General features: G+C 66.7%; 26 protein-coding genes. 8 read left to right on the forward strand and 18 right to left on the reverse strand.

Annotated features, from left to right (window positions below; translation table 11 throughout):
* Window positions 1-45: 45 nt before the first annotated feature.
* A complete protein-coding gene (locus G6N43_RS18100; protein ID WP_083151052.1) occupies window positions 46-510 on the forward strand; it encodes a peroxiredoxin in 465 nt (154 codons plus the stop codon).
* Window positions 507-1,310, forward strand: a complete 804-nt coding sequence (locus G6N43_RS18105; RefSeq protein ID WP_083151050.1) for an ABC transporter ATP-binding protein — start codon at window positions 507-509, stop codon at window positions 1,308-1,310. The genes G6N43_RS18100 and G6N43_RS18105 overlap by 4 nt, the downstream gene beginning before the upstream one ends.
* On the opposite strand, the gene G6N43_RS18110 is transcribed toward G6N43_RS18105, so the two are convergent.
* The 11 genes from G6N43_RS18110 to G6N43_RS18160 form a co-directional block, all read right to left on the reverse strand.
* Entirely contained in the window at window positions 1,294-2,283 is a 990-nt protein-coding gene (locus tag G6N43_RS18110; protein ID WP_083151048.1) for an alpha/beta hydrolase, read from the reverse strand. The two genes, G6N43_RS18105 and G6N43_RS18110, sit on opposite strands and share 17 nt — an antisense overlap.
* Window positions 2,283-3,284, reverse strand: a complete 1,002-nt coding sequence (locus G6N43_RS18115; RefSeq protein WP_234810081.1) for an alpha/beta hydrolase — start codon at window positions 3,282-3,284, stop codon at window positions 2,283-2,285. Before G6N43_RS18115 ends, G6N43_RS18110 begins: the two co-directional genes overlap by 1 nt.
* 9 nt (window positions 3,285-3,293) lie before the next feature.
* Window positions 3,294-3,644 carry a phosphoribosyl-AMP cyclohydrolase gene (hisI, locus tag G6N43_RS18120; RefSeq protein WP_083151046.1) on the reverse strand — a complete coding sequence of 117 codons (351 nt, stop codon included), beginning with the start codon at window positions 3,642-3,644 and terminating at the stop codon, window positions 3,294-3,296.
* Window positions 3,641-4,414, reverse strand: coding sequence for an imidazole glycerol phosphate synthase subunit HisF (gene hisF / locus G6N43_RS18125; RefSeq protein WP_083151044.1), 774 nt, complete (start codon window positions 4,412-4,414; stop codon window positions 3,641-3,643). The genes hisI and hisF overlap by 4 nt, the downstream gene beginning before the upstream one ends.
* Window positions 4,415-5,230 carry an inositol monophosphatase family protein gene (locus G6N43_RS18130; RefSeq protein ID WP_083151042.1) on the reverse strand — a complete coding sequence of 272 codons (816 nt, stop codon included), beginning with the start codon at window positions 5,228-5,230 and terminating at the stop codon, window positions 4,415-4,417.
* Window positions 5,231-5,908 (reverse strand): bifunctional 1-(5-phosphoribosyl)-5-((5-phosphoribosylamino)methylideneamino)imidazole-4-carboxamide isomerase/phosphoribosylanthranilate isomerase PriA, encoded by a 678-nt coding sequence (gene priA / locus G6N43_RS18135; protein ID WP_234810087.1) that lies wholly within the window; start codon window positions 5,906-5,908, stop codon window positions 5,231-5,233.
* A 67-nt stretch (window positions 5,909-5,975) separates the two neighbouring features.
* On the reverse strand, window positions 5,976-6,593 hold the full coding sequence (gene hisH / locus G6N43_RS18140; RefSeq protein WP_083151038.1) for an imidazole glycerol phosphate synthase subunit HisH: 618 nt from the start codon (window positions 6,591-6,593) through the stop codon (window positions 5,976-5,978).
* The gene (hisB, locus tag G6N43_RS18145) at window positions 6,590-7,198 is read right to left on the reverse strand and encodes an imidazoleglycerol-phosphate dehydratase HisB (RefSeq protein WP_083151036.1); all 609 of its coding nucleotides are present in this window, start codon (window positions 7,196-7,198) and stop codon (window positions 6,590-6,592) included. The genes hisH and hisB overlap by 4 nt, the downstream gene beginning before the upstream one ends.
* Before the next feature lie 2 nt (window positions 7,199-7,200).
* The gene (locus G6N43_RS18150; RefSeq protein ID WP_083151034.1) at window positions 7,201-8,331 is read right to left on the reverse strand and encodes a histidinol-phosphate transaminase; all 1,131 of its coding nucleotides are present in this window, start codon (window positions 8,329-8,331) and stop codon (window positions 7,201-7,203) included.
* Window positions 8,328-9,662 carry a histidinol dehydrogenase gene (gene hisD / locus G6N43_RS18155; protein WP_083151032.1) on the reverse strand — a complete coding sequence of 445 codons (1,335 nt, stop codon included), beginning with the start codon at window positions 9,660-9,662 and terminating at the stop codon, window positions 8,328-8,330. The genes G6N43_RS18150 and hisD overlap by 4 nt, the downstream gene beginning before the upstream one ends.
* 67 nt (window positions 9,663-9,729) lie before the next feature.
* On the reverse strand, window positions 9,730-10,236 hold the full coding sequence (locus tag G6N43_RS18160) for a hypothetical protein (protein WP_083151030.1): 507 nt from the start codon (window positions 10,234-10,236) through the stop codon (window positions 9,730-9,732).
* A 653-nt stretch (window positions 10,237-10,889) separates the two neighbouring features.
* Here G6N43_RS18160 and G6N43_RS18165 point away from each other — a divergent pair.
* Both G6N43_RS18165 and G6N43_RS18170 read left to right on the forward strand, forming a co-directional pair.
* A complete protein-coding gene (locus tag G6N43_RS18165; RefSeq protein WP_083151028.1) occupies window positions 10,890-12,206 on the forward strand; it encodes a hypothetical protein in 1,317 nt (438 codons plus the stop codon).
* A gap of 83 nt (window positions 12,207-12,289) precedes the next feature.
* Window positions 12,290-12,700: a nitroreductase family deazaflavin-dependent oxidoreductase gene (locus tag G6N43_RS18170; RefSeq protein WP_083151480.1), complete on the forward strand. Its 411-nt coding sequence runs from the start codon at window positions 12,290-12,292 to the stop codon at window positions 12,698-12,700.
* Between the two features lie 4 nt (window positions 12,701-12,704).
* Here G6N43_RS18170 and G6N43_RS18175 read toward each other — a convergent pair whose 3' ends face one another.
* The gene (locus tag G6N43_RS18175) at window positions 12,705-13,730 is read right to left on the reverse strand and encodes an alcohol dehydrogenase catalytic domain-containing protein (RefSeq protein WP_083151026.1); all 1,026 of its coding nucleotides are present in this window, start codon (window positions 13,728-13,730) and stop codon (window positions 12,705-12,707) included.
* Window positions 13,731-13,795: 65 nt separating this feature from the next.
* Between G6N43_RS18175 and G6N43_RS18180 the strand changes: the two genes are divergently transcribed.
* Window positions 13,796-14,365, forward strand: a complete 570-nt coding sequence (locus G6N43_RS18180; protein ID WP_083151024.1) for a TetR/AcrR family transcriptional regulator — start codon at window positions 13,796-13,798, stop codon at window positions 14,363-14,365.
* Window positions 14,366-14,471: 106 nt separating this feature from the next.
* Window positions 14,472-15,434 (forward strand): IS481 family transposase, encoded by a 963-nt coding sequence (locus G6N43_RS18185; protein WP_163658147.1) that lies wholly within the window; start codon window positions 14,472-14,474, stop codon window positions 15,432-15,434.
* A 10-nt stretch (window positions 15,435-15,444) separates the two neighbouring features.
* On the opposite strand, the gene nadC is transcribed toward G6N43_RS18185, so the two are convergent.
* From nadC to nadA, 3 genes are read right to left on the reverse strand one after another with little or no spacing between them, the layout of a single operon-like run.
* Window positions 15,445-16,311: a carboxylating nicotinate-nucleotide diphosphorylase gene (nadC, locus tag G6N43_RS18190; protein WP_083149516.1), complete on the reverse strand. Its 867-nt coding sequence runs from the start codon at window positions 16,309-16,311 to the stop codon at window positions 15,445-15,447.
* Entirely contained in the window at window positions 16,311-17,867 is a 1,557-nt protein-coding gene (locus G6N43_RS18195) for an L-aspartate oxidase (protein WP_083149517.1), read from the reverse strand. The genes nadC and G6N43_RS18195 overlap by 1 nt, the downstream gene beginning before the upstream one ends.
* The gene (nadA, locus tag G6N43_RS18200) at window positions 17,864-18,889 is read right to left on the reverse strand and encodes a quinolinate synthase NadA (RefSeq protein ID WP_083149756.1); all 1,026 of its coding nucleotides are present in this window, start codon (window positions 18,887-18,889) and stop codon (window positions 17,864-17,866) included. The genes G6N43_RS18195 and nadA overlap by 4 nt, the downstream gene beginning before the upstream one ends.
* A gap of 65 nt (window positions 18,890-18,954) precedes the next feature.
* Between nadA and G6N43_RS18205 the strand changes: the two genes are divergently transcribed.
* The gene (locus tag G6N43_RS18205) at window positions 18,955-19,647 is read left to right on the forward strand and encodes an NUDIX hydrolase (RefSeq protein WP_083149518.1); all 693 of its coding nucleotides are present in this window, start codon (window positions 18,955-18,957) and stop codon (window positions 19,645-19,647) included.
* A gap of 43 nt (window positions 19,648-19,690) precedes the next feature.
* Entirely contained in the window at window positions 19,691-21,028 is a 1,338-nt protein-coding gene (locus G6N43_RS18210) for a lipase family protein (RefSeq protein ID WP_083149519.1), read from the forward strand.
* On the opposite strand, the gene G6N43_RS18215 is transcribed toward G6N43_RS18210, so the two are convergent.
* The 3 genes from G6N43_RS18215 to bioB are packed head-to-tail and all read right to left on the reverse strand — an operon-like array spanning window position 20,994 to window position 22,819.
* Window positions 20,994-21,623, reverse strand: a complete 630-nt coding sequence (locus G6N43_RS18215; RefSeq protein ID WP_083149520.1) for a DUF2567 domain-containing protein — start codon at window positions 21,621-21,623, stop codon at window positions 20,994-20,996. The two genes, G6N43_RS18210 and G6N43_RS18215, sit on opposite strands and share 35 nt — an antisense overlap.
* Window positions 21,620-21,811, reverse strand: a complete 192-nt coding sequence (gene bsaP, locus G6N43_RS18220) for a biotin synthase auxiliary protein BsaP (protein WP_083149521.1) — start codon at window positions 21,809-21,811, stop codon at window positions 21,620-21,622. Before bsaP ends, G6N43_RS18215 begins: the two co-directional genes overlap by 4 nt.
* A 12-nt stretch (window positions 21,812-21,823) precedes the next feature.
* Entirely contained in the window at window positions 21,824-22,819 is a 996-nt protein-coding gene (bioB, locus tag G6N43_RS18225; RefSeq protein ID WP_083149522.1) for a biotin synthase BioB, read from the reverse strand.
* Window positions 22,820-22,857: the final 38 nt, after the last annotated feature.

The raw sequence follows: 22,857 nt of genomic DNA on the forward strand, positions 1-22,857 counted from the left end.
ACAACCAGCGCCAACGATTTTCGAGTCGGCGTAGCGTGAGGAGCTATGAAACGTGGTGACCAGGTTGCAGAGTTCGAGTTGCCGGACCAGACAGGCACCGTGCGAAGCCTTTCGGAGTTGCTCGCAGGTGGCCCCATCGTGTTGTTCTTCTACCCCGCCGCGATGACGCCGGGATGCACCAAGGAGGCGTGTCACTTCCGCGATCTGGCCTCGGAGTTCGCCGCGGTCGGTGCCAGCCGGGTGGGCATCAGCACCGATCCCGTCGAGAAGCAGGCGCAGTTCGCCGACAAGCAGAAGTTCGACTACCCGCTGCTGTCGGACGCCGACGGGACCGTCGCCACGCAGTTCGGGGTCAAGCGCGGCCTGCTCGGCAAGTTCATGCCGGTCAAGCGGACGACGTTCGTGATCGACACCGACCGCACCGTGCTCGAGGTCATCGCGAGCGAGGTCAGCATGGACACCCACGCCGACAAGGCGCTGGAGGTGCTGCGCCAACGGCAGTCCGCGTGACGCCGGCGCTCGAACTGGCCGACGTGACGTTTCGTCGCGACGGCAAGCAGATCATCGATGGCATCTCGCTCAAGGTCAACGCCGGTGAGCATTGGGCGCTGCTCGGTCCGAACGGTGCGGGTAAGAGCACGCTGTTGGGATTCTGTGCGGCAGTCATGTTCCCCACCTCGGGCACCGTGCATATCCTCGGCGAGCAGATGGGCCGCGTGGAGCTCGCGCGGTTGCGTCGGTTCATCGGTCACGTGAATCCCCGTCACCGGCTGCAGTATTCGTTGACGGTGCGCGAAGTGGTGCTGACGGGTATCACGGCGACGATCGACACACCGATGCGATGGACACCGAGCGACGAGGAGCTTGACCGGGCGGACGCGATGATCGATGCGGTCGGGTTGTCGCACAAGGCAACCGATGTGTGGCCGACTCTGTCACAGGGTGAGCGTGGTCGGACGCTCATCGCACGGGCGCTGGTGTCCGAGCCGCGGCTGCTGCTGCTCGATGAGCCGACAACGGGTCTCGACGTGGCTGCGCGCGAACAGCTACTGGAGACCATCGATTCGCTCGACGAGACGCATCCGGACGTGGCGTCGATCCTCGTCACCCACCACCTCGAAGAGCTGCCGACCACCACCACGCACGCCTTGCTCATCGCAGAGGGGCGAACCGTCGCCGTCGGGACGGCGCGGGAGACCGTGACCACCGACAACGTCAGCGACGCATTCGCTCACCCGGTGATCGTCGGCTACGACGAAGGTCGGTGGACCGCGCGCGCCAAGGCGACGCGCATCATAGGTAGCGCTTGAGAAAACCGAGCATGCCGGAGTGGAAGTCCTTCATGGACTGCGCATTCGGCCGCACGAAGTCCGCGCCGTGATACATACCGGGCACGGTGACGAGCTCACACGGCACACCGCAGGACTTCAGCTGCTCGGCATAGGCGACGTCCTCATCGTGAAAGACGTCGAGCTCGCCGACACCGACCCACGCCGGTGATAGGCCGGACAGGTCGGATCGTCTACCCGGAGAGGCGTATTCGGGTGCATCGGACATGCGTGGCGGATGGCCCAGATACGCCGTCCATCCGTACACGTTCGATTCGGGTGTCCACGCGAAGCGGCCACGGCCCGCGTGGTCCGCGACCAGGCTGCTGCGGTCGTCGAGCATGGGGTACACCAGGATCTGCGCCCGCAGAGTGGTCCCTTCGTCGTGGCTACGTTGCGCGACTGCGGCCGCCATTCCCCCGCCGGCACTGGCCCCCATCACCGCAATGCGAGCCGCGTCGATTCCCAATTCGTCGGCGTTCTCACGCATCCAGCTGAGCACCGCCATGCAGTCATCGAGACCCGCGGGAAACGGATACTCTGGAGCCAGCCGGTAGTCAGGTGACACCACCACGGCGCCGAGGTCGCGAGCGAGACGCGCCGAACCCGCCGCCTCGAACTCCGGGGTCCCGACGACGTAACCGCCGCCGTGGAGCCACAGCACCGCGGGCGCGGGCGTGGCACGGTGATCGGGCGTGAAGACGAGGACCGGGACCGACGGATCGCCGACGCGGCGTTTGGCCATCGTGACGCCAGCGCAGGGCTTCGTGGGAATGCTCATCAGTCGCCTGCTGAACCACAGTTTGCGCTGGGTGAACGCCACCGCGACGAGCGGCAAGACGGGGCTGCGTAACTCGGGTGCGACTTCCGACAAGGCATCGCGGACTTTGAGGTAACTGCGCACCGTCGTAGCAACGAATCCTAAACCAAGGATCGCTGCGATCCGCTTCACCATCACTGAACCTCCGCGACGTGCGTTCGTAGATGCTGAAGCATGCTGGCGCGAAAACTGAGCATCGATGGTGCTTTTCGAGCGATGCCGTCCGCGGCGTGGTACATCCCTGGGACGGTGACCAGTTCGCAGTCCACGCCAGACTCGCGCAATCGCTCGGCATAGGTCACGCTCTCGTCGTACAGCAGGTCAAGATCGCCTACCCCGACCCATGCCGGCGCAAGACCGGTGAGGTCGGATCGGCGTGCGGGTGCCGCGTATTCGGGCACGTCCGACGCTCCCGGCTCACGACCCAGATACGACGTCCAGCCGAATCGGTCCGATGCGGGAGTCCACAGAAAATGTCCGCGCCCGCCATGGTCGTCCCGTAGCGCAGTGCGGTCGTCAAGCATCGGATACACGAGCACCTGAGCTGCCAGCGGAATGCCATCATCGTGGCAGCGTTGCGCCACCGCAGCCGCAAGCCCGCCACCGGCACTGGCGCCCCCGACGGCGATGTGATGAGTGTCGATGCCGAGCGCGTCAGCGTTTGCGTGCATCCACGTCAGCGTGGTCATGCAGTCGTCCAGCGCCGCGGGAAAGGGATGCTCAGGCGCGAGCCGGTAGTCCGGAGACGCCACCACCGCGCCGACCTCACGCGCGATCTGGCCCGTCAGGAATGATTCGAACTCCGGCGACCCCACCACGAAACCCCCACTGTGGATCCACAACACCGCGGGGCGAGGCCGGTCGCCCCGCGACGGTGTGGTGACGACGATCCGGACAGCAGGGTCGCCGGATTGATGTTTCGTGATCTTCACACCCCCACCGGACGGGGTGCGCAGCCGAGCATTGAAACGCTGCAGTGGCAGCAATCGCGTGCTGGACGGCGGCGAAAGCAGCAACAGCAAGGGGCTCCGGAGCTCCGGAGCCACCTCGGCCAGCGCACCACGCTTCGCGAAGTACCGCCGGGCGGCCGGTGCAGTCGCCAGCGCCACCGCGGCGACCGCCAGAGCGCGTTTCACGCCCGCAGCTTAGGCCTCCGGCGCCAACAACACGTCCGCATCGAAACAACTGTGATCACCGGTGTGGCAGGCCGCGCCGACCTGATCGACCTCGAGCAGAACGGTGTCCCCGTCGCAGTCCAACCGCACCGAATGCACGCGCTGCGTGTGTCCCGAGGTCGCGCCCTTGATCCACTGCTCGCCGCGGGAACGTGAATAGTACGTCGCCTCACGGGTTTCCAGCGTCCGCGCCAGCGCATCGTCATCCATCCACGCGACCATCAGCACCTGACCGGTACCGCGTTCCTGCACCACCGCGGTGAACAGCCCGTTCGCGTCGCGCTTCAACCGCGAGGCGATGCTTTCGTCCAACGCGCTCATCTGACGACGATCCCTTCTGCCGCCATGGCAGCCTTCACCTGGCCGATCGTGAGCTCACGGAAATGGAAGACACTGGCGGCCAGCACCGCGTCGGCCCCGGCAAAGACGGCGGGCGCGAAATGTTCGACCGCTCCCGCGCCGCCGCTGGCGATCACGGGGACGTTTACCGCACCACGGACCGCCGCGATCATCGGCAGGTCGAACCCTGCTTTCGTGCCGTCGAAGTCCATCGAGTTCAGCAGGATCTCGCCGACACCGAGTTCTGCTCCCCGCGTGGCCCATTCGATGGCGTCGATGCCGGTGCCCCGCCGCCCGCCGTGCGTGGTCACTTCCCACCCTGACGGCGTGGGCTGCTCACCCTCCGGAACGGTGCGCGCATCGACCGAGAGCACGATGCACTGCGATCCGAACTGGCGGGACAGCTCGGCGAGCAGTTCCGGCCTGGCGATGGCGGCGGTGTTGACGGCGACCTTGTCCGCGCCCGCGCGCAACAGCACGTCGACGTCGGCGACCGAGCGCACTCCACCACCGACGGTCAACGGGATGAACACCTGCTCGGCGGTGCGTTTGACGACCTCGAGCATGGTGGCCCGGCCGGACGACGATGCGGTGACGTCCAGGAAGGTGAGCTCGTCGGCACCCTCGGCGTCGTAGGCGGCCGCGAGTTCGACGGGATCACCGGCGTCGCGCAGGTTCTCGAAGTTCACGCCCTTGACCACCCGGCCGTCGTCGACGTCCAGGCATGGGATGATCCGGACCGCGAGATCCATCTAGAAATCCTCCGGTGCGCCCACGGACTGCAGTAGCTCGAGCAGCTCGGCGTGCACGCCGGGCGCACCGGCCAGGGCCGAGCGCGACTCGATGGTCCAATCGCTGCCGTCCAAGTTGGTGACTATGCCCCCGGCCGCGCGCACCAACGCGACGCCTGCCGCGTGATCCCACAGATGTGCGCCGAAGCTGATGGTTCCCCCGAGGATTCCGGCCGCGGTGTAGGCGAAGTCGATTCCGGTCGCGCCGTGCATCCGCATCCTGGAGCACTTGCGGCTCAGGTTCTCGATCACGGCAAGCCGGTACCGTCCCGGCACCTTGCCCCGCGAATCGACGTTGAAGGTACTGACCCCTACGACGGAGTCGGCCAACCGCGCGGGCTGCAGCGGCGGCTGCTCGATACCGTTGCTGCGCAACGGCTTACCCACAACGGCGGTGAATCGCTCACCGGTGAACGGAACCCACGTCAGCCCCGCCACCGGCTCGCCATCGCGCACGAGGCCGAGCAGGATCGCCGCCAGCGGCGAACCGGCCGCATAGTTGAACGTGCCGTCGATCGGGTCGAGGACCCACAGGAGTGGCGACTCGACGTCGGCACCGCCGAATTCCTCGCCGTGCACCTCGATGCCGGTCTCGCGGGTGAGCGCCTCGACCACCTGGCGTTCGATCGCGAGGTCGACCTCGGTGGCGAAGTCGTTGCCCTTCTTCTTCACCGCCGAATCGGCTCGGTGGCCCTCGATGAACGGCTTGGCCGCCTCGTCGAGGATCTTGGCGGCCACGTCGACCAGAGCATCCAGGTCGGCCGTGTTGAGCGCCATCTACTGCGCCACCGCAGCCAACGCTTCCGGAAGCGTGAACCGTCCCGCGTAGAGCGCCTTTCCGACAATCGCACCTTCGACGCCGCGATCGGTGAGGGTCGCAATCGCCTGCAGGTCATCGATGCTCGACACCCCGCCCGAGGCGATCACCGGCGCCTCGGTGCGGTCGGTGACCTTCTGCAAGAGATCGAGGTTCGGACCGTTGAGCGTGCCGTCCTTGGTTACGTCGGTGACGACGAAGCGTGAACAGCCTTCGCGGTCAAGGCGTTCCAGCACCTCCCAGAGGTCGCCGCCGTCGGTTTCCCATCCGCGACCGCGCAACCGGTAATCGTCGCCCGCGATCTTCACATCCAGCCCGACGGCGACTTTCTCGCCGTGCTCGGCGACAACCTTCGCGCACCACTGCGGGTTCTCCAGTGCCGCGGTGCCGAGGTTCACACGCGCACAGCCGGTATCCAGCGCCGCCTTGAGCGAATCGTCATCGCGGATCCCGCCGGACAGCTCCACCGCGACGTCGAGCCTGCCGACCACCTCCGCGAGGAGCTCCCGGTTGTTACCCCTGCCGAAGGCGGCGTCGAGGTCCACCAGGTGGATCCACTCCGCGCCGTCGCGCTGCCACGTCATCGCGGCGTCGAGCGCCGAACCGTACTCGGTCTCGCTGCCCGCCTTTCCCTGCATGAGCCGGACGGCGCGGCCCTCCACCACGTCGACGGCGGGAAGGAGTATCAATTTCACAGCCGTCAACCTAGAGCCCCTCAACCCAATTGCCCAAAAGCGATGCGCCGGCGTCGCCGCTCTTCTCCGGGTGAAACTGCGTCGCCGAAAGCGGACCGTCTTCGACCGCGGCCAGGAACGGCACGGTGTGGGTCGCCCACGTCAGCAGCGCGTCCGGATTGCCCTCCCACTGCTGGGCCGCGTAGGAGTGCACGAAGTAGAAGCGGGTGTTCGGGTCCAGCCCCTTGAACAGCCTCGTATTGGCCGGCGCGTCCACGACGTTCCATCCCATGTGCGGGATCACCGGCGCATCCAGCCGGATCACAGAACCCGGCCACTGGCCGCAGCCGGCGGTCTCCACACCGAATTCGACACCGCGCGCGAACAGGATCTGCATACCGACGCACACGCCGAGTACCGGACGGCCGGCGGCGACGCGGTCGGCGATGATCTTCTCCCCGCCGATCTTTCGCAGGCCCACCATGCACGCCTCGAACGCACCGACGCCGGGGACCACCAGTCCGTCGGCGTTCATCGCCGCGTCGACGTCGGCGGTCACCTCGACATTCGCGCCGACGCGTTCCAGCGCGCGCTGGGCGGACCGAAGGTTTCCCGAGCCGTAGTCGAGGACGACGACTCTGGCTGTCACAGTGTGCCTTTCGTCGACGGCACACCGGTGACACGGTCGTCGAACTCGACGGCCTGGCGCAGCGCGCGAGCGACGGCCTTGTACTCGGCCTCCGTGATGTGGTGCGGATCGCGGCCGTACAGCACCCGGACATGCAGGGCGATGCGTGCGTTCATCGCGATCGTTTCGAACACGTGCCGGTTCACCACTGTGTGATACGGCGCCTCGGATCCCGCGATTGTGAAGTGCAGCATGTGATCCGGTTCGCCGGTGTGTACGCAGTACGGCCGTCCGGACACGTCGACGGCCGCATGCGCCAGGGACTCGTCCATCGGGATCCACGCGTCGCCGAACCGCCGGATACCCGTCTTGTCGCCGAGCGCCTGGCCCAGTGCCTGGCCGAAGACGATCGCAGTGTCCTCGATGGTGTGGTGACCCTCGATCTCGACGTCACCCTTGGCGCGGACAAACAGATTGAAGCTCGCGTGGCTGCCGAGCGAGGTCAGCATGTGGTCGAAGAACGGCACGCCCGTCTCGACGCTGACGACGCCGGTGCCGTCGAGGTCCAGCTCGACGACGATGTCGGATTCCTTGGTCTTGCGTTCGATCTTTGCGATACGAGACATGGTCACGATGCTCCTATGGATACGAGTTCGGTGTTCGCGAGGCGAGCGCTCGCATCCAGCAGCGCATCGTTCTCTTCGGGAAGGCCTATGGTGGCCCGCAGGAATCCGGGGATGCCCACGTCGCGGATGAGGACTCCGGCGTCCAGGTAGCGCTGCCACGTGGCGGGCGCGTCGGCGAATTCTCCGTACAGCACGAAGTTGGCATCGCTCTCGATGACGCGAAAGCCCATGCCGGTCAATGCTTCTGACACACGCTCACGTTCGGCGATGAGCTTCGAGACGCTGCCCAGTGTGTCGTCGGCATGGCGAAGCGCCGCCCGCGCGGCCGCCTGCGTGATCGACGACAGGTGATAGGGCAACCGGACAAGCAACATCGCGTCGATCACCGCGGGGGCGGCGATGAGATAGCCCAGCCGTCCCCCGGCGAACGCGAATGCTTTGCTCATCGTTCGGGTCACGACCAGCCTGGTCGGATAGTCGTCGATGAGGCTGACCGCGCTGGGCTGGCTGGAGAACTCGCCGTAGGCCTCGTCGACGATCAGCAGGCCGGTGGTCATCGCGTCCAGTAGGCGCCGCAGGTCGTCAAGTGAAACACTTTGTCCCGACGGATTGTTGGGGCTTGCTACGAACACGATGTCCGGGTTGCGTTCCTTGATCGCCTGCACCGCGACGTCGGTGTCCAGACTGAAGTCGGCGGCGCGATTGGCCACCAGCCATTTCGTCTGTGTGCCGTCGGAGATGATCGGATGCATCGAGTACGACGGCACGAACCCGATGGCACTGCGACCCGGCCCCCCGAACGCCTGCAGCAGTTGTTGCAGGATCTCGTTGGAACCGTTTGCCGCCCACAGATTCTCGACACCGAGGTCGACACCTGTCTGCGCGGTCAGGTACGCCGCGAGATCGGTACGTAGCGCGACCGCGTCTCGGTCCGGATAGCGGTGCAACTCCCCCGCGATCGCCTGCACCGACGCGGTCACGTCGTCGATGAGAGCCTTGGTCGGCGGGTGCGGATTCTCATTGGTGTTGAGCCGCACCGGAACCTGCAGCTGCGGCGCCCCGTAGGGCGACTTGCCGCGCAGGTCTTCGCGCAGCGGCAGATCGTCCAGGGTCACCTTCTTGCCAGGCGTCACCTTTCGAACCTCCGCCGCACCGCTTCGCCGTGCGAGGGCAGGTTCTCGGCCTTAGCGAGCGTGATCACGTAACCGGATACGTCCTTCAGGGCCGCCTCGTCGTAGTCGACGACGTGGATACCGCGCAGGAACGTCTGTACCGACAGCCCGCTGGAGTGGCGGGCGCAGCCGGCGGTGGGCAGTACGTGGTTGGACCCGGCGCAGTAGTCACCAAGGCTCACAGGTGAGTACGCGCCGACGAAGATCGCACCCGCCGAACGGATTCGGCCCGCCACCTCACGGGCATCGGTGGTCTGGATCTCGAGGTGCTCGGCGGCGTAGGCGTTGACGGTGCGAATACCCGCATCGAGGTCGTCGACGAGCACCGTCGCAGACTGCTTGCCGCCCAGTGCCGCCCGCACCCGTTCCTTGTGGAAGGTGGTCTCGAGCTGGTTCGCGAGTTCCCTGTCGGTGGCGTCGGCCAGATCGGCGCTGGGCGTGACGAGCACGCTCGCGGCCATCTCGTCGTGTTCGGCCTGACTGATCAGATCCGCCGCGACGTGCACAGGGTCCGCGGTGTGATCGGCGAGGATCGCGATCTCCGTCGGGCCCGCCTCCGCGTCGATGCCCACCTGCGAACGGCAGATCCGCTTGGCGGCGGTGACGTAGATGTTCCCCGGGCCGGTGATCATGTCGACCGGCGCCAGTTCGGCACCGTCGGTGTCCGTGCCGCCGTACGCCAGCAGTGCCACCGACTGCGCACCGCCGACCGCCCACACTTCGTCGACGCCCAGCAGCCGCGCGGCGGCCAGGATCGTCGGGTGTGGCAGACCGTCGAAGTCGCGCTGCGGCGGGCTGGCGATCACCAACGAGTCGACGCCAGCGGTCTGCGCGGGCACGACATTCATCACGACGCTGGAGGGATAGACGGCGTTGCCGCCCGGCACGTAGAGGCCGACGCGTTCGACGGGCACCCAACGCTCCGTGACCGTGGCACCCGGGCCGAGCGTTGTCGTCGTATCGGTACGCCGCTGGTCCGCGTGCACCGCGCGGGTGCGTTCGATCGCTACCTCGAGCGCAGTCCGGACGTCGTCGGGCAGCGCATCCAGCGCTTGCTGCAGCCGCTCCTCGGGCACTCGGACCTTCACGGGCCGGACTCCGTCGAACGATTCCCCGAACTCCAGGGCGGCCTCCGCGCCGCGCTCGGCCACCGCGTCGACGATGGGTCGGACCTTCGGAACGACCGCGTCGACGTCGACACCGCCGCGCGGCAGAGCCGACCGCAGCTGGGCAGCCGAAAGCTCAGTGCCGCGCAGGTCGATGCGGGCGATCAAGGATGACGGCGCGTTCACGCACCCATTGTCCCAGAACAGGCCAAATCGATATCGCCGCGGCAGCGACAGGCGTCTCAGGCCACGTTCACTTGCAGAGATTCGTGATCATGCCGCCCGTCTGGTCGGCGTCCTTCAGCCGCGCAGCCTGGTCGGGATCGGCGTTCGCGATGCCGGCAATCGACCGTGCGCCGATGTCCATCAATTGATTTCCGAACTTGCGCATCGGGTCCGCCAGCTCCGACGGTGTGTCCGGCTGGAGTCGGGCCAGTAGGTACTGGCCGCCCTCGAACAGTGACAATCGCGCGTTTGCACCCACCGCCAAGGTTCCGGTGACATCTTCCGGCCCACCCGGAGGCTGCAGGTTCGTGTTGAGCTGGACGCCCTTGTGTACGAGGTCGAAGGCCTCGCAGATGCTGCCCTTGGGGTCGTCTGTCGTGGTGCCGGTGAAAACCGAAGACGGACCAGCGGACTCGGACGGCAACGTGGGCTGTTTGACCAGCGCCCAGACGGCCACCCCTACCGCTACGAGCGCCACAACGAGCGCTACGACCGACACAATGGACCCCCGTGAAGACTGCGTTGGCTCAGACATGCGGCCGATACTAGCGGGTTGCTCGCGCCTGGCACAGCTAACTCGGTTCCACACATCTGATCGGTGCGTCGATTACACGATCAATTTGTCTATGTTCGCCTTAATAATGATTGCTTACTCAACTATATGATCTTGTGATGTTAGCTGTAGCAGAATATTTGACGACCTTGTAAATCACTCGCTGCCAATTAACCACAAAGTCAATATCCAGCATACGAATCCCGTGGATGCCACTGGACGATGGCGTAGCGACGGCTCCTTTCCATTAGCCCCACCGTCTGAGTTTCGGCAGCATGTTGCCATTTTTGCTGGTACTTGATGGCGACTAAGGCTTGACAAGATCTGCCGAGCAAGTTGCTGAAAGGTCCTACCCCCAGACTTTGAGTACTTGCATTCGCAAGTGGATTACGCAAGAAAATTTACGCCGTGGTCACAATTGACGCTAGAGTGAATAGAAATCTCTTAGCAATTTTGAGAAGTTGCTAGGAAATTTCTGAAACAGGTGCCAGTATGTCTGTGATCGGCATCCGCTGATTAGCTGACTACGAGAGCGAGCACCCGGTCCAGCCACTCGGCCACAGCCTTCGCGAACGAATGTCGGAGTCGTCGGGGTAACTGGATCGCCAGATCCAGGTCGACAGAAGGGGAGAAAAATGTCCAGGACAATAGTCGCCGGTAAACACCGCGCAGCCTCGTCACGAGGTACCGTCGCGCGGCGCGCGGTCGGCGGAGCCATGCTCGGAGGTGCGATAACGGCGGGATTCGTCGGCTTCGGGTCAATCGGCACGGCGCAAGCGCAGGACCAGTGCGGTAATTTGCCGTGCCTGTTACCGACTGATTTCTTCGGGTTCGGCGACGGCGCGGATTTCACCCGAAACGGTGCCTTTGACCCGGCCCCCTTCATCAACGCGTTTGACCCAATCCTCGACAACCCGCTGACCATGGCGTTCACGTTCGGGGCGATCGGCAACGGCGCCGACGGCAATGTGCTGCACCCCGACGGCTTCAATGGCGGCTGGCTGTTCGGCAGCGGTGGCGACGGCTACAGCCCGCCTGTGGCCCTTGCGGGCGTTACCCGAGCGGGCAACGGCGGCAACGCCGGCTTCTTCGGCGGCAACGGTGGCCGCGGTGGTAACGGCGCAGATGCGAACCTCCTCTCCGGAGCGCAGGATGGCGGCAACGGCGGCAGCGCCGGGATGTTCGGTAATGGCGGGGCCGGCGGTAACGGCGGCAATGACCTCAACAACCTCGGTAATGCGAGCGGCGGCGCGGGCGGCCAAGGCGGCACTGGCGGCTATGTCGGCATCGGCGGCGATGGCGGAAACGGCGGTGATGCGTCGACCCTCGGCGCGACCAGCACGGCTGAAGGCGGCGCTGGTGGTGCCGGCGCCGGCGGCGGCACCGGTGGCGGCGATGGCGGCGATGGCGGCACAGGCACCGCGATCGGCGGCAACGCGACTGGCGGCAACGGCGGTACCGGCGGTGACGCCGATTTCGTCGGCGACGGCGGTGCAGGCGGAAACGCTGGCGGCGCGAACTCCACTACCGGCGTAGCTCAAGCCGGCAACGGCGGCAGCGGCGGCAACGGCGGCGTCGTCTTCGGGAATGGCCGCAATGGCGGCACCGGTGGCAATGCAACCACGACTACCGGCACAGCCAACGGCGGCAGGGGCGGCGACGGCGGTAGCGGCGGCGTCGTGTTCGGTGACGGCCGCAATGGCGGCGTCGGCGGAAACGGAACTGCCAACGGTGCAGGTGGCAACGCGAACGGCGGTGACGGCGGCAACGGCGGCAACGGCGGCACAGTCGCCTCCGACGGCGGCAACGGCGGTAACGGCGGCAATGGGTCTGTCGTCGGGCCAAACGTCGGCGGTAACGGCGGCAACGCAACTGGCGGAGACGGGGGATCCGGCGGCGGCGGTGGTGTCGGCGGTAACAGCGGCAGCGACGGCAGCGACGGCAATCCGTAGTCGTCGAAACGGCTGACACCGCAACAGAAATGGCGATGCCCGTCCCCTTGTGGGGCGGGCATCGTCACGTAATGTTGAGGTTCATGTCCGCCAAGGATCACCCCAACAACGCTCCCGGCGTCCCGATGATCTATCCGCCCGCGTTCGAGCGCCTGCAGATCAAGTACATGAACCCCGTCGTCAAGCGGGTCGCGCGGCTCATGCCGGGTCTCGCCAAGATCCAGCACCGCGGCCGCAAGTCCGGCAAGACATACGAAACCGTCGTCACCCCATTCCGCAAGGGAAACACCCTCGCGATCGCGCTCGGCCACGGCAAGACCGACTGGGTGAAAAACGTGCTCGCCGCCAACGAGGCCGACATCCTCTTCGGCTCGCGTACAGTCCACCTCGTCAATCCCCGGATCATCCCCGCGGGCGGCGATGCCGAAGGCCTGCCCTTCATGGCCCGCGTTCAGGCGAAGAAGATGGCGGTGTTCGTCGCCGACATCGCCTGATGCGCTACCGCGTGAATACGGTCTTGCCCGTCATCGTCGGCCAGACCTCCGCGGCGTCGTCCCATGGCACTACGCGGTCGACCACCGGTGTCAGATCGCAGCCGGCCTCGAGCAGTTCGACGACTTCCGGAATGACGGCACGTGCGTTCACCCGGCCCGTCACGAACCTCACCCCGCGGGTGTACATCGGCAGCAGCGGCATCTCCACCGCACCCTGGTAGTAGATCCCAGTGTCGGTGCACACTCCGTCCGGCCACGTCACGCGCAACGTCGCCGCGAGCGCAGCCGGGTCCGCAGACGTGTGGACGGTAACCGGATAGGGCCCCATCGACTTGTCCGGCTTGGGCCTGTCATGGACTGTGGCGCCGAGCTTTTCGGCCGCCGCGAGACGTTGCGGATCGATGTCGACGTAGTCGACGTCATAGCCGAGTGCCGCGGCCAGTCCCGCCGCGTACAGACCGATCGACTGCCGTCCCGCGACGAGCACCCGACGGTCGGCTTCATCGAGTGCGGCGAGCTCGGTTCGGTATGGCCCCACGGCCCGCCAGGCGTCGACGATGTTGTCCGACAGCGACGCGATACCGACGAGGTCGACACCGCTCGTAATCGGCACGAGCATCGCGTCCGCGTACGGCACCAGAACCAGGTCGGCCATGAACCCGCCGCCGTCCAGGCCGGCCAACGGCGCCATGCCGTACATCGCCATCAGCGGCAGCGCCGCGCACGACCCCGTCACCCCGCGTTGGCACTCCCGGCATTGCCCGCAGCTGATCTGGAACGGGACCACGACACGGTCGCCGGGCCGCACACCCTGCACGGCATCGCCCACGGCGACGACCTCACCGATGCCCTCGTGGCCCACGGCATGGCCGGGCGGCAACGGGAGCCTCCCCTCGGCCACCGCTACATCCAGGTCGCAACAAGCCACCAGCAGTGGCCGCACAATGGCCTGCTCGGGGGCCTGGATTTCAGGGTCCGCCACCTCATGCCAGCCATAGGAGTGCGCTTTCTCGAACACCAGCTGCCGCATCGTCGGCTCCGTTCTTTAGTGAGTGTTCAAGTATTCTTGAGCGATCTTTCAAGTAAAGTCAAGGGATGCCTCGTCCGGATCGCAGCCGCACCGCGCTCGTCGACGCCGCCGCCCTGCTCTTTCGCAGACAGGGCTATGCGGCGACCGGCGTGAACCAGATCTTGGAGACCGCCGACGTCAAGGCCGGGTCGCTGTATCACCACTTCCCCGACGGCAAGCAGCAGCTGGCCGCGGCCGTGGTGGAAAGCGCGGGCGCCGACATCGAAGCGCGCCTTCGGCAGTTCCTCGACAGCGAGTTGGCGGTCACCGACATCGTTGACGGCTGGATCGACCTGATGTCTGCCGGGCTCGCATCGGATCGGCGCGACGGCTGTCCCATCGAACCGATCGCGACCGAATCCGTGAACGCGAGCCCCGTCGTCCGCGAAGCATCGGCACGAGCGTTTCGTGGCTGGCGCAACGCGATCGAGGACCGACTGCGCCGCGACGGCTGGACCGATGCGGACGCCGAACAGACGGCGCTCGCCGTCATCGCACTCCTGGAAGGGGCGTTGATCCTGTCGCGGATCGCGGGCGACGACACCGCCCTCAATGCCGCGAAGGGCGCTTCGCGCAGGCTGGTCGACAGACCCTAGATGTTCTCGGTCATGACGTTGGTAGCAGGCGTGTTGGCTTGATGTGAGGAGAACCTCCGGGTGAGGTGTGGCTTGTCGAAGGCCCATCACCACCCCGGAGGTTCTCGTGTCCCACCGTAATGCCCGCACCACGCTGCACGGCCGAATGCTGATCGTGCAGCGCCACCAGCAAGGGTGGCCGCAGGCCCATATCGCCGCGGCGATGGGCATCTCCCGCAAATGCGTCCACACCTGGATCAGCCGTTATGCCGCTGAAGGTGAGGCCGGACTGCATGACCGGTCCTCACGACCGCACCACAGCCCCTCGCGGACCTCGGCGCGGGTGGAGCGCCAAGTGATCGCCGCGCGGCGCAAACATCGTCGGGGCCAGGACTGGCTGGGTCCTGAACTGGGCATTGCGCCCCGGACCGTGGGACGGATTCTGCGCCGTCGCGCTGTGCCCTACCTGCGTGACTGCGATCCGATGACCGGTGCGGTGATCAAGTCGTCGAAGGCCACGACACGACGCTATGAGCGACAACGGCCTGGCGAGCTGGTGCATGTCGATGTCAAAAAGCTCGGTCGTATCCCCGACGGGGGTGGGTGGCGCGCTCACGGGCGTAGTGAACAGGTCCGCAGGCGCGGTATCGGGTATGACTACGTGCACTCGATGGTCGATGACCACAGCCGGCTGGCGTACTCAGAGATCCATGCCGATGAGAAAGGTCCGACGTGTGCCGGGTTCATTGCTCGGGCGGCGCAATACTTTCAATCGCAGGGCATTTCGCGTATCGAGCGCGTGATCACCGACAACCATCTGAGCTATCGGCGCTCGGCCCACGTCGCTGCCGTCATCGACCAACTGCACGCCAAACACCTGTTCATCAAGCCGCACTGCCCATGGCAGAACGGCAAGGTGGAACGCTATAACCGCACCCTGCAAAGCGAATGGTCCTATCGCCGGGTGTTCGCCTCCAACGCAGACCGCGCCCGAGCACTTGCGCCCTGGGTCGAGTTCTACAACACTCAACGCCGCCACAGCGCACTCGACGGGGTACCACCCATCAGCCGACTGCAACCAACGTCATGACCGAGAACACCTAGAGGTCGAGACCGATGTCGAGCACCGTCACCGAGTGGGTCAGCGCTCCGACAGCCAGGTAGTCCACGCCGGTGCCCGCGTATTCGGCGGCGGTGTCGAGCGACAGCCCGCCAGAGGACTCCAATTTTGTTGCCGGCGACCGTGAATCGCGACGCTGCACCGCGATCTGCGTCTGCCAGACGGGGAAGTTGTCGAGCAGGATGAGTGCCTCATCCCCCAGGTTCTCGCCGAGCACCTCATCGAGTTGCTCCAACGAATCGACCTCGACTTCGCACGGCAGATCGGGGGCGGCCGCCCGCACCGCGTGCAGCGCGGCGACCACCGAGCCCGCGGCGGCGACATGGTTATCCTTGATCAACACCGCGTCGCCCAGCCCCATCCGGTGGTTCACGCCACCGCCGGCACGTACCGCGTACTTCTGCAGCGCCCGCAGCCCCGGCAGCGTCTTGCGGGTATCGCGGATCTTGGCCTTGGTGCCCTCGACGGCGGCCACCCAGGCCGCGGTCGTCGTCGCGATCCCCGACAGGTGGCACACGAGGTTCAGCATGGTCCGCTCGGCTGTCAGCAGCCCCTGCGTCGGCGCCTCGACCGCGAGCACCAGTCCACCGGCGTCGAGCCGTTCGCCGTCGTCGATGCGGTGTTTGACGACGTAACCGCCGGAGCCCAAGACCTCGTCGAGCACCAGCAAGGCGATGTCGACCCCCGCGATGACGCCCGGCTGCCGGGCGACCATCGACGCCGTCGTCGTCGCATCCGCACCCACCGTCGCCAGCGTGGTGGCATCGGGTCCGTACCGCAGGTCCTCTTCGAGGGCGCGGGCGATAACCCGCCGCGCCTCGGTCAACTCGTCGGCAGTCAGTTCCATCAGACGCACGCCACCACGGGTTCCAGGGTGAAGGCCATCGCCGGATCGGTGTCCGGATAGTCGGCGCGATGATGGCACCCGCGCGTCTCGGTCCGCGCCAACGCGGCCGCCATCACACCGCCCGCCACCGTCGTCAGCGCGACATCCTCGAAATCCTTGCGCGAGTTGATCTTCCGCGGAGTCGCGGCCTCCAACACTTGCGACAGCGCACGCAGACCGGCATCGTCACGAACCACCGACGCATAACGGGACATCGCCCGCTGCAAATCCGGCCGAGGCAGTGCACGCCGCACGGCGGGCTCCGGCAGCCGAGCGGTCGACGGCCCGGCCTCCGAGGCGTGTGCTGCGGCGGCCCGCCCGGCGCGGCCACCGACCACGAGTCCCTCGAGCAGACTGTTGGACGCCAACCGGTTCGCACCATGCAATCCGGTGCGGGCCACCTCACCCGCGGCGAAAAGGCCTGCCATTTCGGTACGGCCGTGCACATCGGTGACCACACCACCGCAGCTGTAGTGCGCACCGGGAACGACGGGGATGGGCTGGCGCGTCGGATCGATGCCCGCCTCGCGGCACGCCGCGGTGACCGTCGGGAAGCGCTTCTTGAAGCCCTTGATGCCCGTCGCATCGAGAAAGACGCAGGGCTCACCGGTCGCGGTCATCCGCGCGTCGATGGCTGCGGCGACGACGTCGCGCGGTGCCAGATCCCCCATCGGGTGCACGCCGTGCGTGACCGAACGACCCTGGGAGTCAATGAGAACCGCACCTTCACCGCGCACAGCCTCGGTTATCAGCGGTCGCCGGCCACCGGCGTGCCCGTCGAACAGCATGGTGGGGTGGAACTGGATGAACTCGAGGTCTGCCACCGGCAGTCCGGCCCACATCGCCAGCGCGACACCGTCGCCCGTGGACCCTTCCGGATTCGTGGTCGCCGAGTACAGATGGCCCAGCCCACCGGTCGCCAAGATCACCGATCGCGCATGGACGATGCCGAGGCCGTCGTCGTTGAGTGTGAGCACACCTGTCACCGCGCCGTCGTCGTGCAGGATCTCGAGCGCGACGTGGTTGCGCCGAATGTCAAGCATGGCCGCGGCGACGTCGAGAGCCCGCTGCACCTCGGCGCCGGTCGCGTCGCCGCCGGCGTGAATGATCCGCCGCCTCGAGTGGCCGCCCTCGCGAGTCAGTGACCACTGTCCCGGCGAGGCCTCGTCGAAGCGGGCACCGTCGTCGACCAGGTCGCGCACTGCGCGGTATCCGTCGCCGACGATGGAGCACACCGCCTCTGGAACGCAGAGTCCGGCACCCGCGGCCAACGTGTCGGCGACATGCGCCTCCACCGAATCTCCGTCTTCGCGTAGGGCATCGGGGAGCACGACCGCGATTCCGCCCTGCGCGTAGAACGTGGCCGTATCACCGGCCTTGCTGAGCACCATCACCTTCTGGCCACGGCGATGCGCCGCAAGGGCCGCCACCAGACCCGCGACACCGGTGCCGATCACCACGACGTCGGCGCGCTGCTGCCAGTAGCCGCGCCCGCCGCAGGCCGCCTGCGCGCTCATTCGCCGCCGCCGGGCTGACCGATCTCGATCATCCGCTGCACACTGGCGCGGGCCAGCCGGGCGGTCTCCAGATCGACGTGGACCTCGTCCTTACCTTCCACGAGGCAGCGCAGCAGCGCGGCGGGGGTGATCATCTTCATGAACTTGCACGATGCGCGGTCGTTGACCGCGCGGAAGTCGACTTCCGGTGCGGCGCGGCGCAACTGGTGCAGCATGCCGACCTCGGTGGCCACCAGAACCTGGCGCGCGCGGGTGTCCCTGGCGGCGTCGAGCATGCCGCCGGTCGACAGGATCTTCACCCGTTCCTCAGGGAAGGCGCCTTCCCCGGCCAGATACAGAGCCGAAGTGGCGCAACCGCATTCGGGATGCACATACAGTTCCGCGTCCGGGTGGGTGCGTGCCTGATCGGCCAGCTCGTCGCCGTTGATGCCCGCGTGGACATGGCACTCGCCCGCCCACACGTGGAGGTTCTTGCGACCGGTGACGCGCCGCACGTGCGCGCCGAGGAATTGGTCAGGACAGAACAACACCTCGCGGTCCGCCGGGATGGACGCGACCACCTCGACCGCGTTCGACGAGGTGCAGCAGATGTCGGTCTCGGCCTTCACCGCCGCGGTGGTGTTGACGTAGGACACGACGACCGCCCCGGGATGCTCGGCCTTCCAGGCGCGCAGTTCGTCGGCGGTGATCGAGTCGGCCAGTGAGCAGCCCGCCCGCTGGTCGGGAATGAGCACGGTCTTCTCTGGGGACAGGATCTTCGCCGTCTCGGCCATGAAGTGCACGCCGCAGAACACGATCGTGTCCTCGGGCACCTCGGCCGCGATGCGCGACAGCGCGAGCGAGTCGCCGACGTGGTCGGCGACGTCCTGGATGGCAGGCAGCTGGTAGTTGTGCGCCAGTAGCGTCGCGCCGCGCAGATCGGCGAGCCGACGCACCTCGTCGGCCCACTCCTGGTCGCCGTCGACGCCGGAGAATCCAGCGGGCCCGGACGTGATGCGGTCCGCGAGATCGTTAGCGGGCATGCGATCCAAAACTGTCACAGCCGGCTCCTTCATTCCGTCGAGGTTTTCGACTTATAATCGAAAACATGGCTCATACTAGCACCGCGCACGAGGTCCTCGCTGCTGTGTTCCAAGTACGGGCCGTCGACTCACCGAAACCTGCACTTCACGTGCTGTTGTGGCAGCGTGCACTGGAACCGGAGGCGGGAAAATGGGCACTTCCGGGCGGTCGGCTGCGCGACGACGAGGACCTGACCAGCTCCGTCCGACGACAACTCGCGGAAAAAGTCGACCTGCGTGAGGTTGCTCACCTCGAACAGCTTGCGGTTTTCTCGGATCCGAAGCGGGTGCCCGGCCCCCGCACAATCGCATCGACGTTCCTCGGGTTGGTGCCCTCCCCCGCGACCCCCGAGCTGCCTTCGGACACGCGTTGGCACCCGGTCAGCGATCTGCCACCGATGGCATTCGATCACGGCCCGATGGTCGAACACGCGCATGCTCGACTCGTCGCCAAGCTGTCCTACACCAACATCGGGTTCGCCTTGGCCCCAACTGAATTCGCGGTGTCGTCGCTGCGCGACATCTACAGCGCCGCGCTCGGCCACCCAGTGGACGCGACCAATCTGCAACGCGTGCTCGAGCGACGAAACGTCATCACCCGCACGGGCACCACCGCGCGATCAGGCCGCAGCGGCGGCCGCCCGGCCGCGCTGTACCGGTTCACCGACGCCCACTATCGCGTCACCGACGAATTCGCCGCATTGCGCCCACCCGGGTGAGTCGGGCTGGCTTCTTAACGCTTTCTTAAGTAAGAATGGCCGGATGGATCTGGGCAGCGTCGCACCAGCAGCAGGTGCAGAGTGGATCGGGCAAGTCCCGCACGAGGACCTGGTCCGCGGTACCCGCCCCCAGCTGCCGTGTGACGACCCGTTCTACGAGCCCCCGGACGGTTTCCAGCACGCCACCCCGGGAACGGTCCTGCGCAGCCGCGACGTCGAGCTGGCGTTCATGGGCCTGATTCCGCAGCGCGTTCGCGCCACCCAGCTGCTGTATCGCACCACCGACATGCACGGCGCGCCCGACGCCGCCGCGACGACAGTGATCGTGCCTGCTGAGCGCGCCCCTGGCGCGGTGACGCCGGTGATCTCCTACCAGTGCGCCATCGACGCGGTGACCTCGCGCTGCTTCCCGTCGTATGCCCTACGGCGTCACGCGCACGCGACGGGTTCGATCGCTCAGTTCGAGTTCCTGCTGGTCGCCGCGTGCCTCGCCGAGGGCTGGGCGGTGTCGGTACCCGACCATGAGGGCCGCCTCGGCATGTGGGGCGCCCCGTTCGAACCCGGCTACCACGTTCTCGACGGCGTGCGTGCGGCGCTCGGCTCCAAGCGGCTGGGGTTGTCGTCCGACGCACCGGTCGGCCTCTGGGGCTACTCCGGCGGCGGACTGGCGACGGCCTGGGCGGCGGAAGTAAGCGGCACCTACGCGCCGGAACTGAACGTCGTCGGCGCGGTGCTCGGATCCCCGGTGGGCGATCTCGGCCACACGTTCCGCCGGCTCAACGGCAGCCACATGGCTGGCCTGCCCGCCCTGGTGGTCGCGGCGCTCGCCGACATCTACCCCGACCTGAACGAGGTCATCCAGGAGCACGTCACCGAGGAGGGCAAGACACTCCTGGAGCGGCTGCACGACATGACCACCGTCGAGGCCGTGGTCCGGCTGTTCCGGCGGGACATGGGCAACATGCTCGACGCACCCTTGGAGCAGATCCTCAGCACCCCGGCGGTGCAGCGGGTTTTCGATGAGATCAAGCTGGGCGCGACCGTGCCGACCCCGCCGGTGCTCATAGTGCAGGCCGTCCACGACCTCCTGATCGACGTTCACGACATCGATGAACTGGCAGACACCTACAAATCCGGCGGCGCGTCGGTGACCTACCACCGGGACTTGTTCAGCGAGCACATGCTGCTGCACCCGCTGTCCGCACCGATGACGCTGCGCTGGCTGATCGATCGCTTCAACGGAAAGCCCTTGTCTGAGCACATGGTTCGGACCAAGTGGCCGACGCTGCTGAATCCGATGACCTATGTCGGGATGGCGCGGCTGGCGAAGATCGTCGCCAAGGTGGTCACTGGCCGGACGGTAGAGCGTTCTCCGCTGTAACCGGAGCGGGTTCGTCGCGTTCGGCGGGCGGCCACCCGCCCAGGTCGTCACGCGCGATCGACACCGCGATAAGCGAGTACACCAGGGCCGCAATCGCTGCGGGAAACAGGATCGTCAGGGCGATCAGCAGCGGCGAATGCCCGAAGAACACCGCGGGCGCCTCGGTCACGTAGTGCACGCGGTGCTCGGGTGAAACCGGCGCGCTGCCGACATCGATCGTCCCGTACCGCCAACGCACAAGTGCCGCACCGACTCCCGCCGCCGCACCTGCCGCCGCGGCGGCTCCGATGCTGAGCGCCGCGACCATCACCGGGCCACGGTGCGCACGCCACTGCCACACCAAAACCGACGCGACGACGGCCACCGCACACAGCATGCCGACCACCAGGAAGGCGGCGACGAAGAAGTGATCGGCCTCGTTGCCGAGATACGCCCGGACGCGTTCACCGTCCTTGGTCAGCGCAACGACGCCGTGAGCCGGCGGCGCCAGCCACGCCCACAGCGCGCCGACGACTACGCCGGTGATCGTGAGGGCGACGATCACGAGCACTGCCGCCCGTCCGCGCGAGATACGGGATGGCGCTGGGTTATTCATCGCTGATCAAGATCCTTCGAGTCGGTGACGCCGTGCCGCGAGCACTTCGCCGACCAGCCGTCAGGACGCACCTGCACAATCATCCTGCGGCCGCACTCCGCGCAGAACCGCGGCGGTTCGAGGCCGAGGCGGGCCGCCGTCGGCAACGCCGTGCCGTCGGGTTCGCCCGTGTAGACGTTGAACGCCATCTCTTGATGGTGCTACAGGCTGGCGTTGAGCGCCTTGATGGGCATCTGCAGATCGTCGAGCAGCTCGAGATCGGCTTCGGCCGGGCGTCCCAACGTCGTCAGGTAGTTGCCGACGATCACGGCGTTGATGCCGCCGAGGATGCCCTTCTTTGCCCCCAGGTCGCCGAGGGTGATCTCGCGGCCGCCGGCAAACCGCAGCATCGTGCGCGGCAGCGCGAGCCGGAACGCCGCGACGGCTTTCAGCGCCTCCGAAGCGGGCAGCACCTCGAGGTCGCCGAACGGCGTGCCCGGCCGCGGGTTGAGGAAGTTGAGCGGCACCTCATGCGGGTCGAGTTCGGCCAGGTTGGCGGCGAACTCCGCGCGTTGCTCGAGCGTCTCGCCCATGCCGAGGATGCCGCCGCAGCAGACCTCCATGCCGGCGTCGCGGACCATCTGCAGGGTGTCCCAGCGCTCTTCCCAGGTGTGAGTGGTGACGACGTTCGTGAAGAACGACCGTGCGGTCTCCAGGTTGTGGTTGTAGCGATGCACGCCCATCTCGGCGAGGCGCTCGACCTGTTCTGAGGTCAGCATGCCCAGCGAGCAGGCGATCTGGATGTCGACCTCGTTGCGGATCGCCTCGATGCCCGCTGCGACCTGGGCCAGCAGTCGCTCGTCGGGGCCGCGCACAGCTGCGACGATGCAGAATTCGGTGGCACCGGTTTTGGCGGTCTGCTTGGCGGCCTCCACGAGGCTCGGGATGTCCAGCCAGGCACTGCGCACGGGCGAGGCGAAAAGCCCCGACTGCGAGCAGAAGTGGCAGTCCTCGGGGCAGCCGCCGGTCTTGAGGCTGATGATGCCCTCGACCTCGACATCGGGGCCGCACCATTTCATCCGGACTTCGTGGGCGAGTTCCAGGAGTTCGTCGAGCTTGTCGTCAGGAAGCTGCAGCACCCGCAGCGTCTGGTCCTGGTCGAGGCCTTCGCCGCGCTCCAATACCTGTTCGCGAGCCTCCGCCAGAATGTCGCTCACCCGTAACCACTCTCCTTGAGAACTTGAACGGTGTTCAG

The sequence above is a fragment of the Mycolicibacterium moriokaense genome, assembly GCF_010726085.1.
Taxonomy (GTDB): domain Bacteria; phylum Actinomycetota; class Actinomycetes; order Mycobacteriales; family Mycobacteriaceae; genus Mycobacterium; species Mycobacterium moriokaense.

Excerpts from the sequence above, each read along its gene's own strand:
- G6N43_RS18165 (WP_083151028.1), top strand. The coding sequence starts at position 10,890 with ATGTCCAGGACAATAGTCGCCGGTAAACACCGCGCAGCCTCGTCACGA.
- hisF (WP_083151044.1), bottom strand. The coding sequence starts at position 4,414 with ATGGATCTCGCGGTCCGGATCATCCCATGCCTGGACGTCGACGACGGC.
- G6N43_RS18110 (WP_083151048.1), bottom strand. The coding sequence starts at position 2,283 with ATGGTGAAGCGGATCGCAGCGATCCTTGGTTTAGGATTCGTTGCTACG.
- G6N43_RS18130 (WP_083151042.1), bottom strand. The coding sequence starts at position 5,230 with ATGGCGCTCAACACGGCCGACCTGGATGCTCTGGTCGACGTGGCCGCC.
- G6N43_RS18100 (WP_083151052.1), top strand. The coding sequence starts at position 46 with ATGAAACGTGGTGACCAGGTTGCAGAGTTCGAGTTGCCGGACCAGACA.
- nadA (WP_083149756.1), bottom strand. The coding sequence starts at position 18,889 with ATGCCCGCTAACGATCTCGCGGACCGCATCACGTCCGGGCCCGCTGGA.
- G6N43_RS18175 (WP_083151026.1), bottom strand. The coding sequence starts at position 13,730 with ATGCGGCAGCTGGTGTTCGAGAAAGCGCACTCCTATGGCTGGCATGAG.
- hisB (WP_083151036.1), bottom strand. The coding sequence starts at position 7,198 with ATGTCTCGTATCGCAAAGATCGAACGCAAGACCAAGGAATCCGACATC.
- G6N43_RS18170 (WP_083151480.1), top strand. The coding sequence starts at position 12,290 with ATGTCCGCCAAGGATCACCCCAACAACGCTCCCGGCGTCCCGATGATC.
- G6N43_RS18160 (WP_083151030.1), bottom strand. The coding sequence starts at position 10,236 with ATGTCTGAGCCAACGCAGTCTTCACGGGGGTCCATTGTGTCGGTCGTA.
- G6N43_RS18195 (WP_083149517.1), bottom strand. The coding sequence starts at position 17,867 with ATGAGCGCGCAGGCGGCCTGCGGCGGGCGCGGCTACTGGCAGCAGCGC.
- G6N43_RS18205 (WP_083149518.1), top strand. The coding sequence starts at position 18,955 with ATGGCTCATACTAGCACCGCGCACGAGGTCCTCGCTGCTGTGTTCCAA.
- G6N43_RS18215 (WP_083149520.1), bottom strand. The coding sequence starts at position 21,623 with ATGAATAACCCAGCGCCATCCCGTATCTCGCGCGGACGGGCGGCAGTG.
- nadC (WP_083149516.1), bottom strand. The coding sequence starts at position 16,311 with ATGGAACTGACTGCCGACGAGTTGACCGAGGCGCGGCGGGTTATCGCC.
- hisI (WP_083151046.1), bottom strand. The coding sequence starts at position 3,644 with ATGAGCGCGTTGGACGAAAGCATCGCCTCGCGGTTGAAGCGCGACGCG.
- G6N43_RS18210 (WP_083149519.1), top strand. The coding sequence starts at position 19,691 with ATGGATCTGGGCAGCGTCGCACCAGCAGCAGGTGCAGAGTGGATCGGG.
- priA (WP_234810087.1), bottom strand. The coding sequence starts at position 5,908 with ATGCAGGGAAAGGCGGGCAGCGAGACCGAGTACGGTTCGGCGCTCGAC.
- bsaP (WP_083149521.1), bottom strand. The coding sequence starts at position 21,811 with ATGGCGTTCAACGTCTACACGGGCGAACCCGACGGCACGGCGTTGCCG.
- G6N43_RS18180 (WP_083151024.1), top strand. The coding sequence starts at position 13,796 with ATGCCTCGTCCGGATCGCAGCCGCACCGCGCTCGTCGACGCCGCCGCC.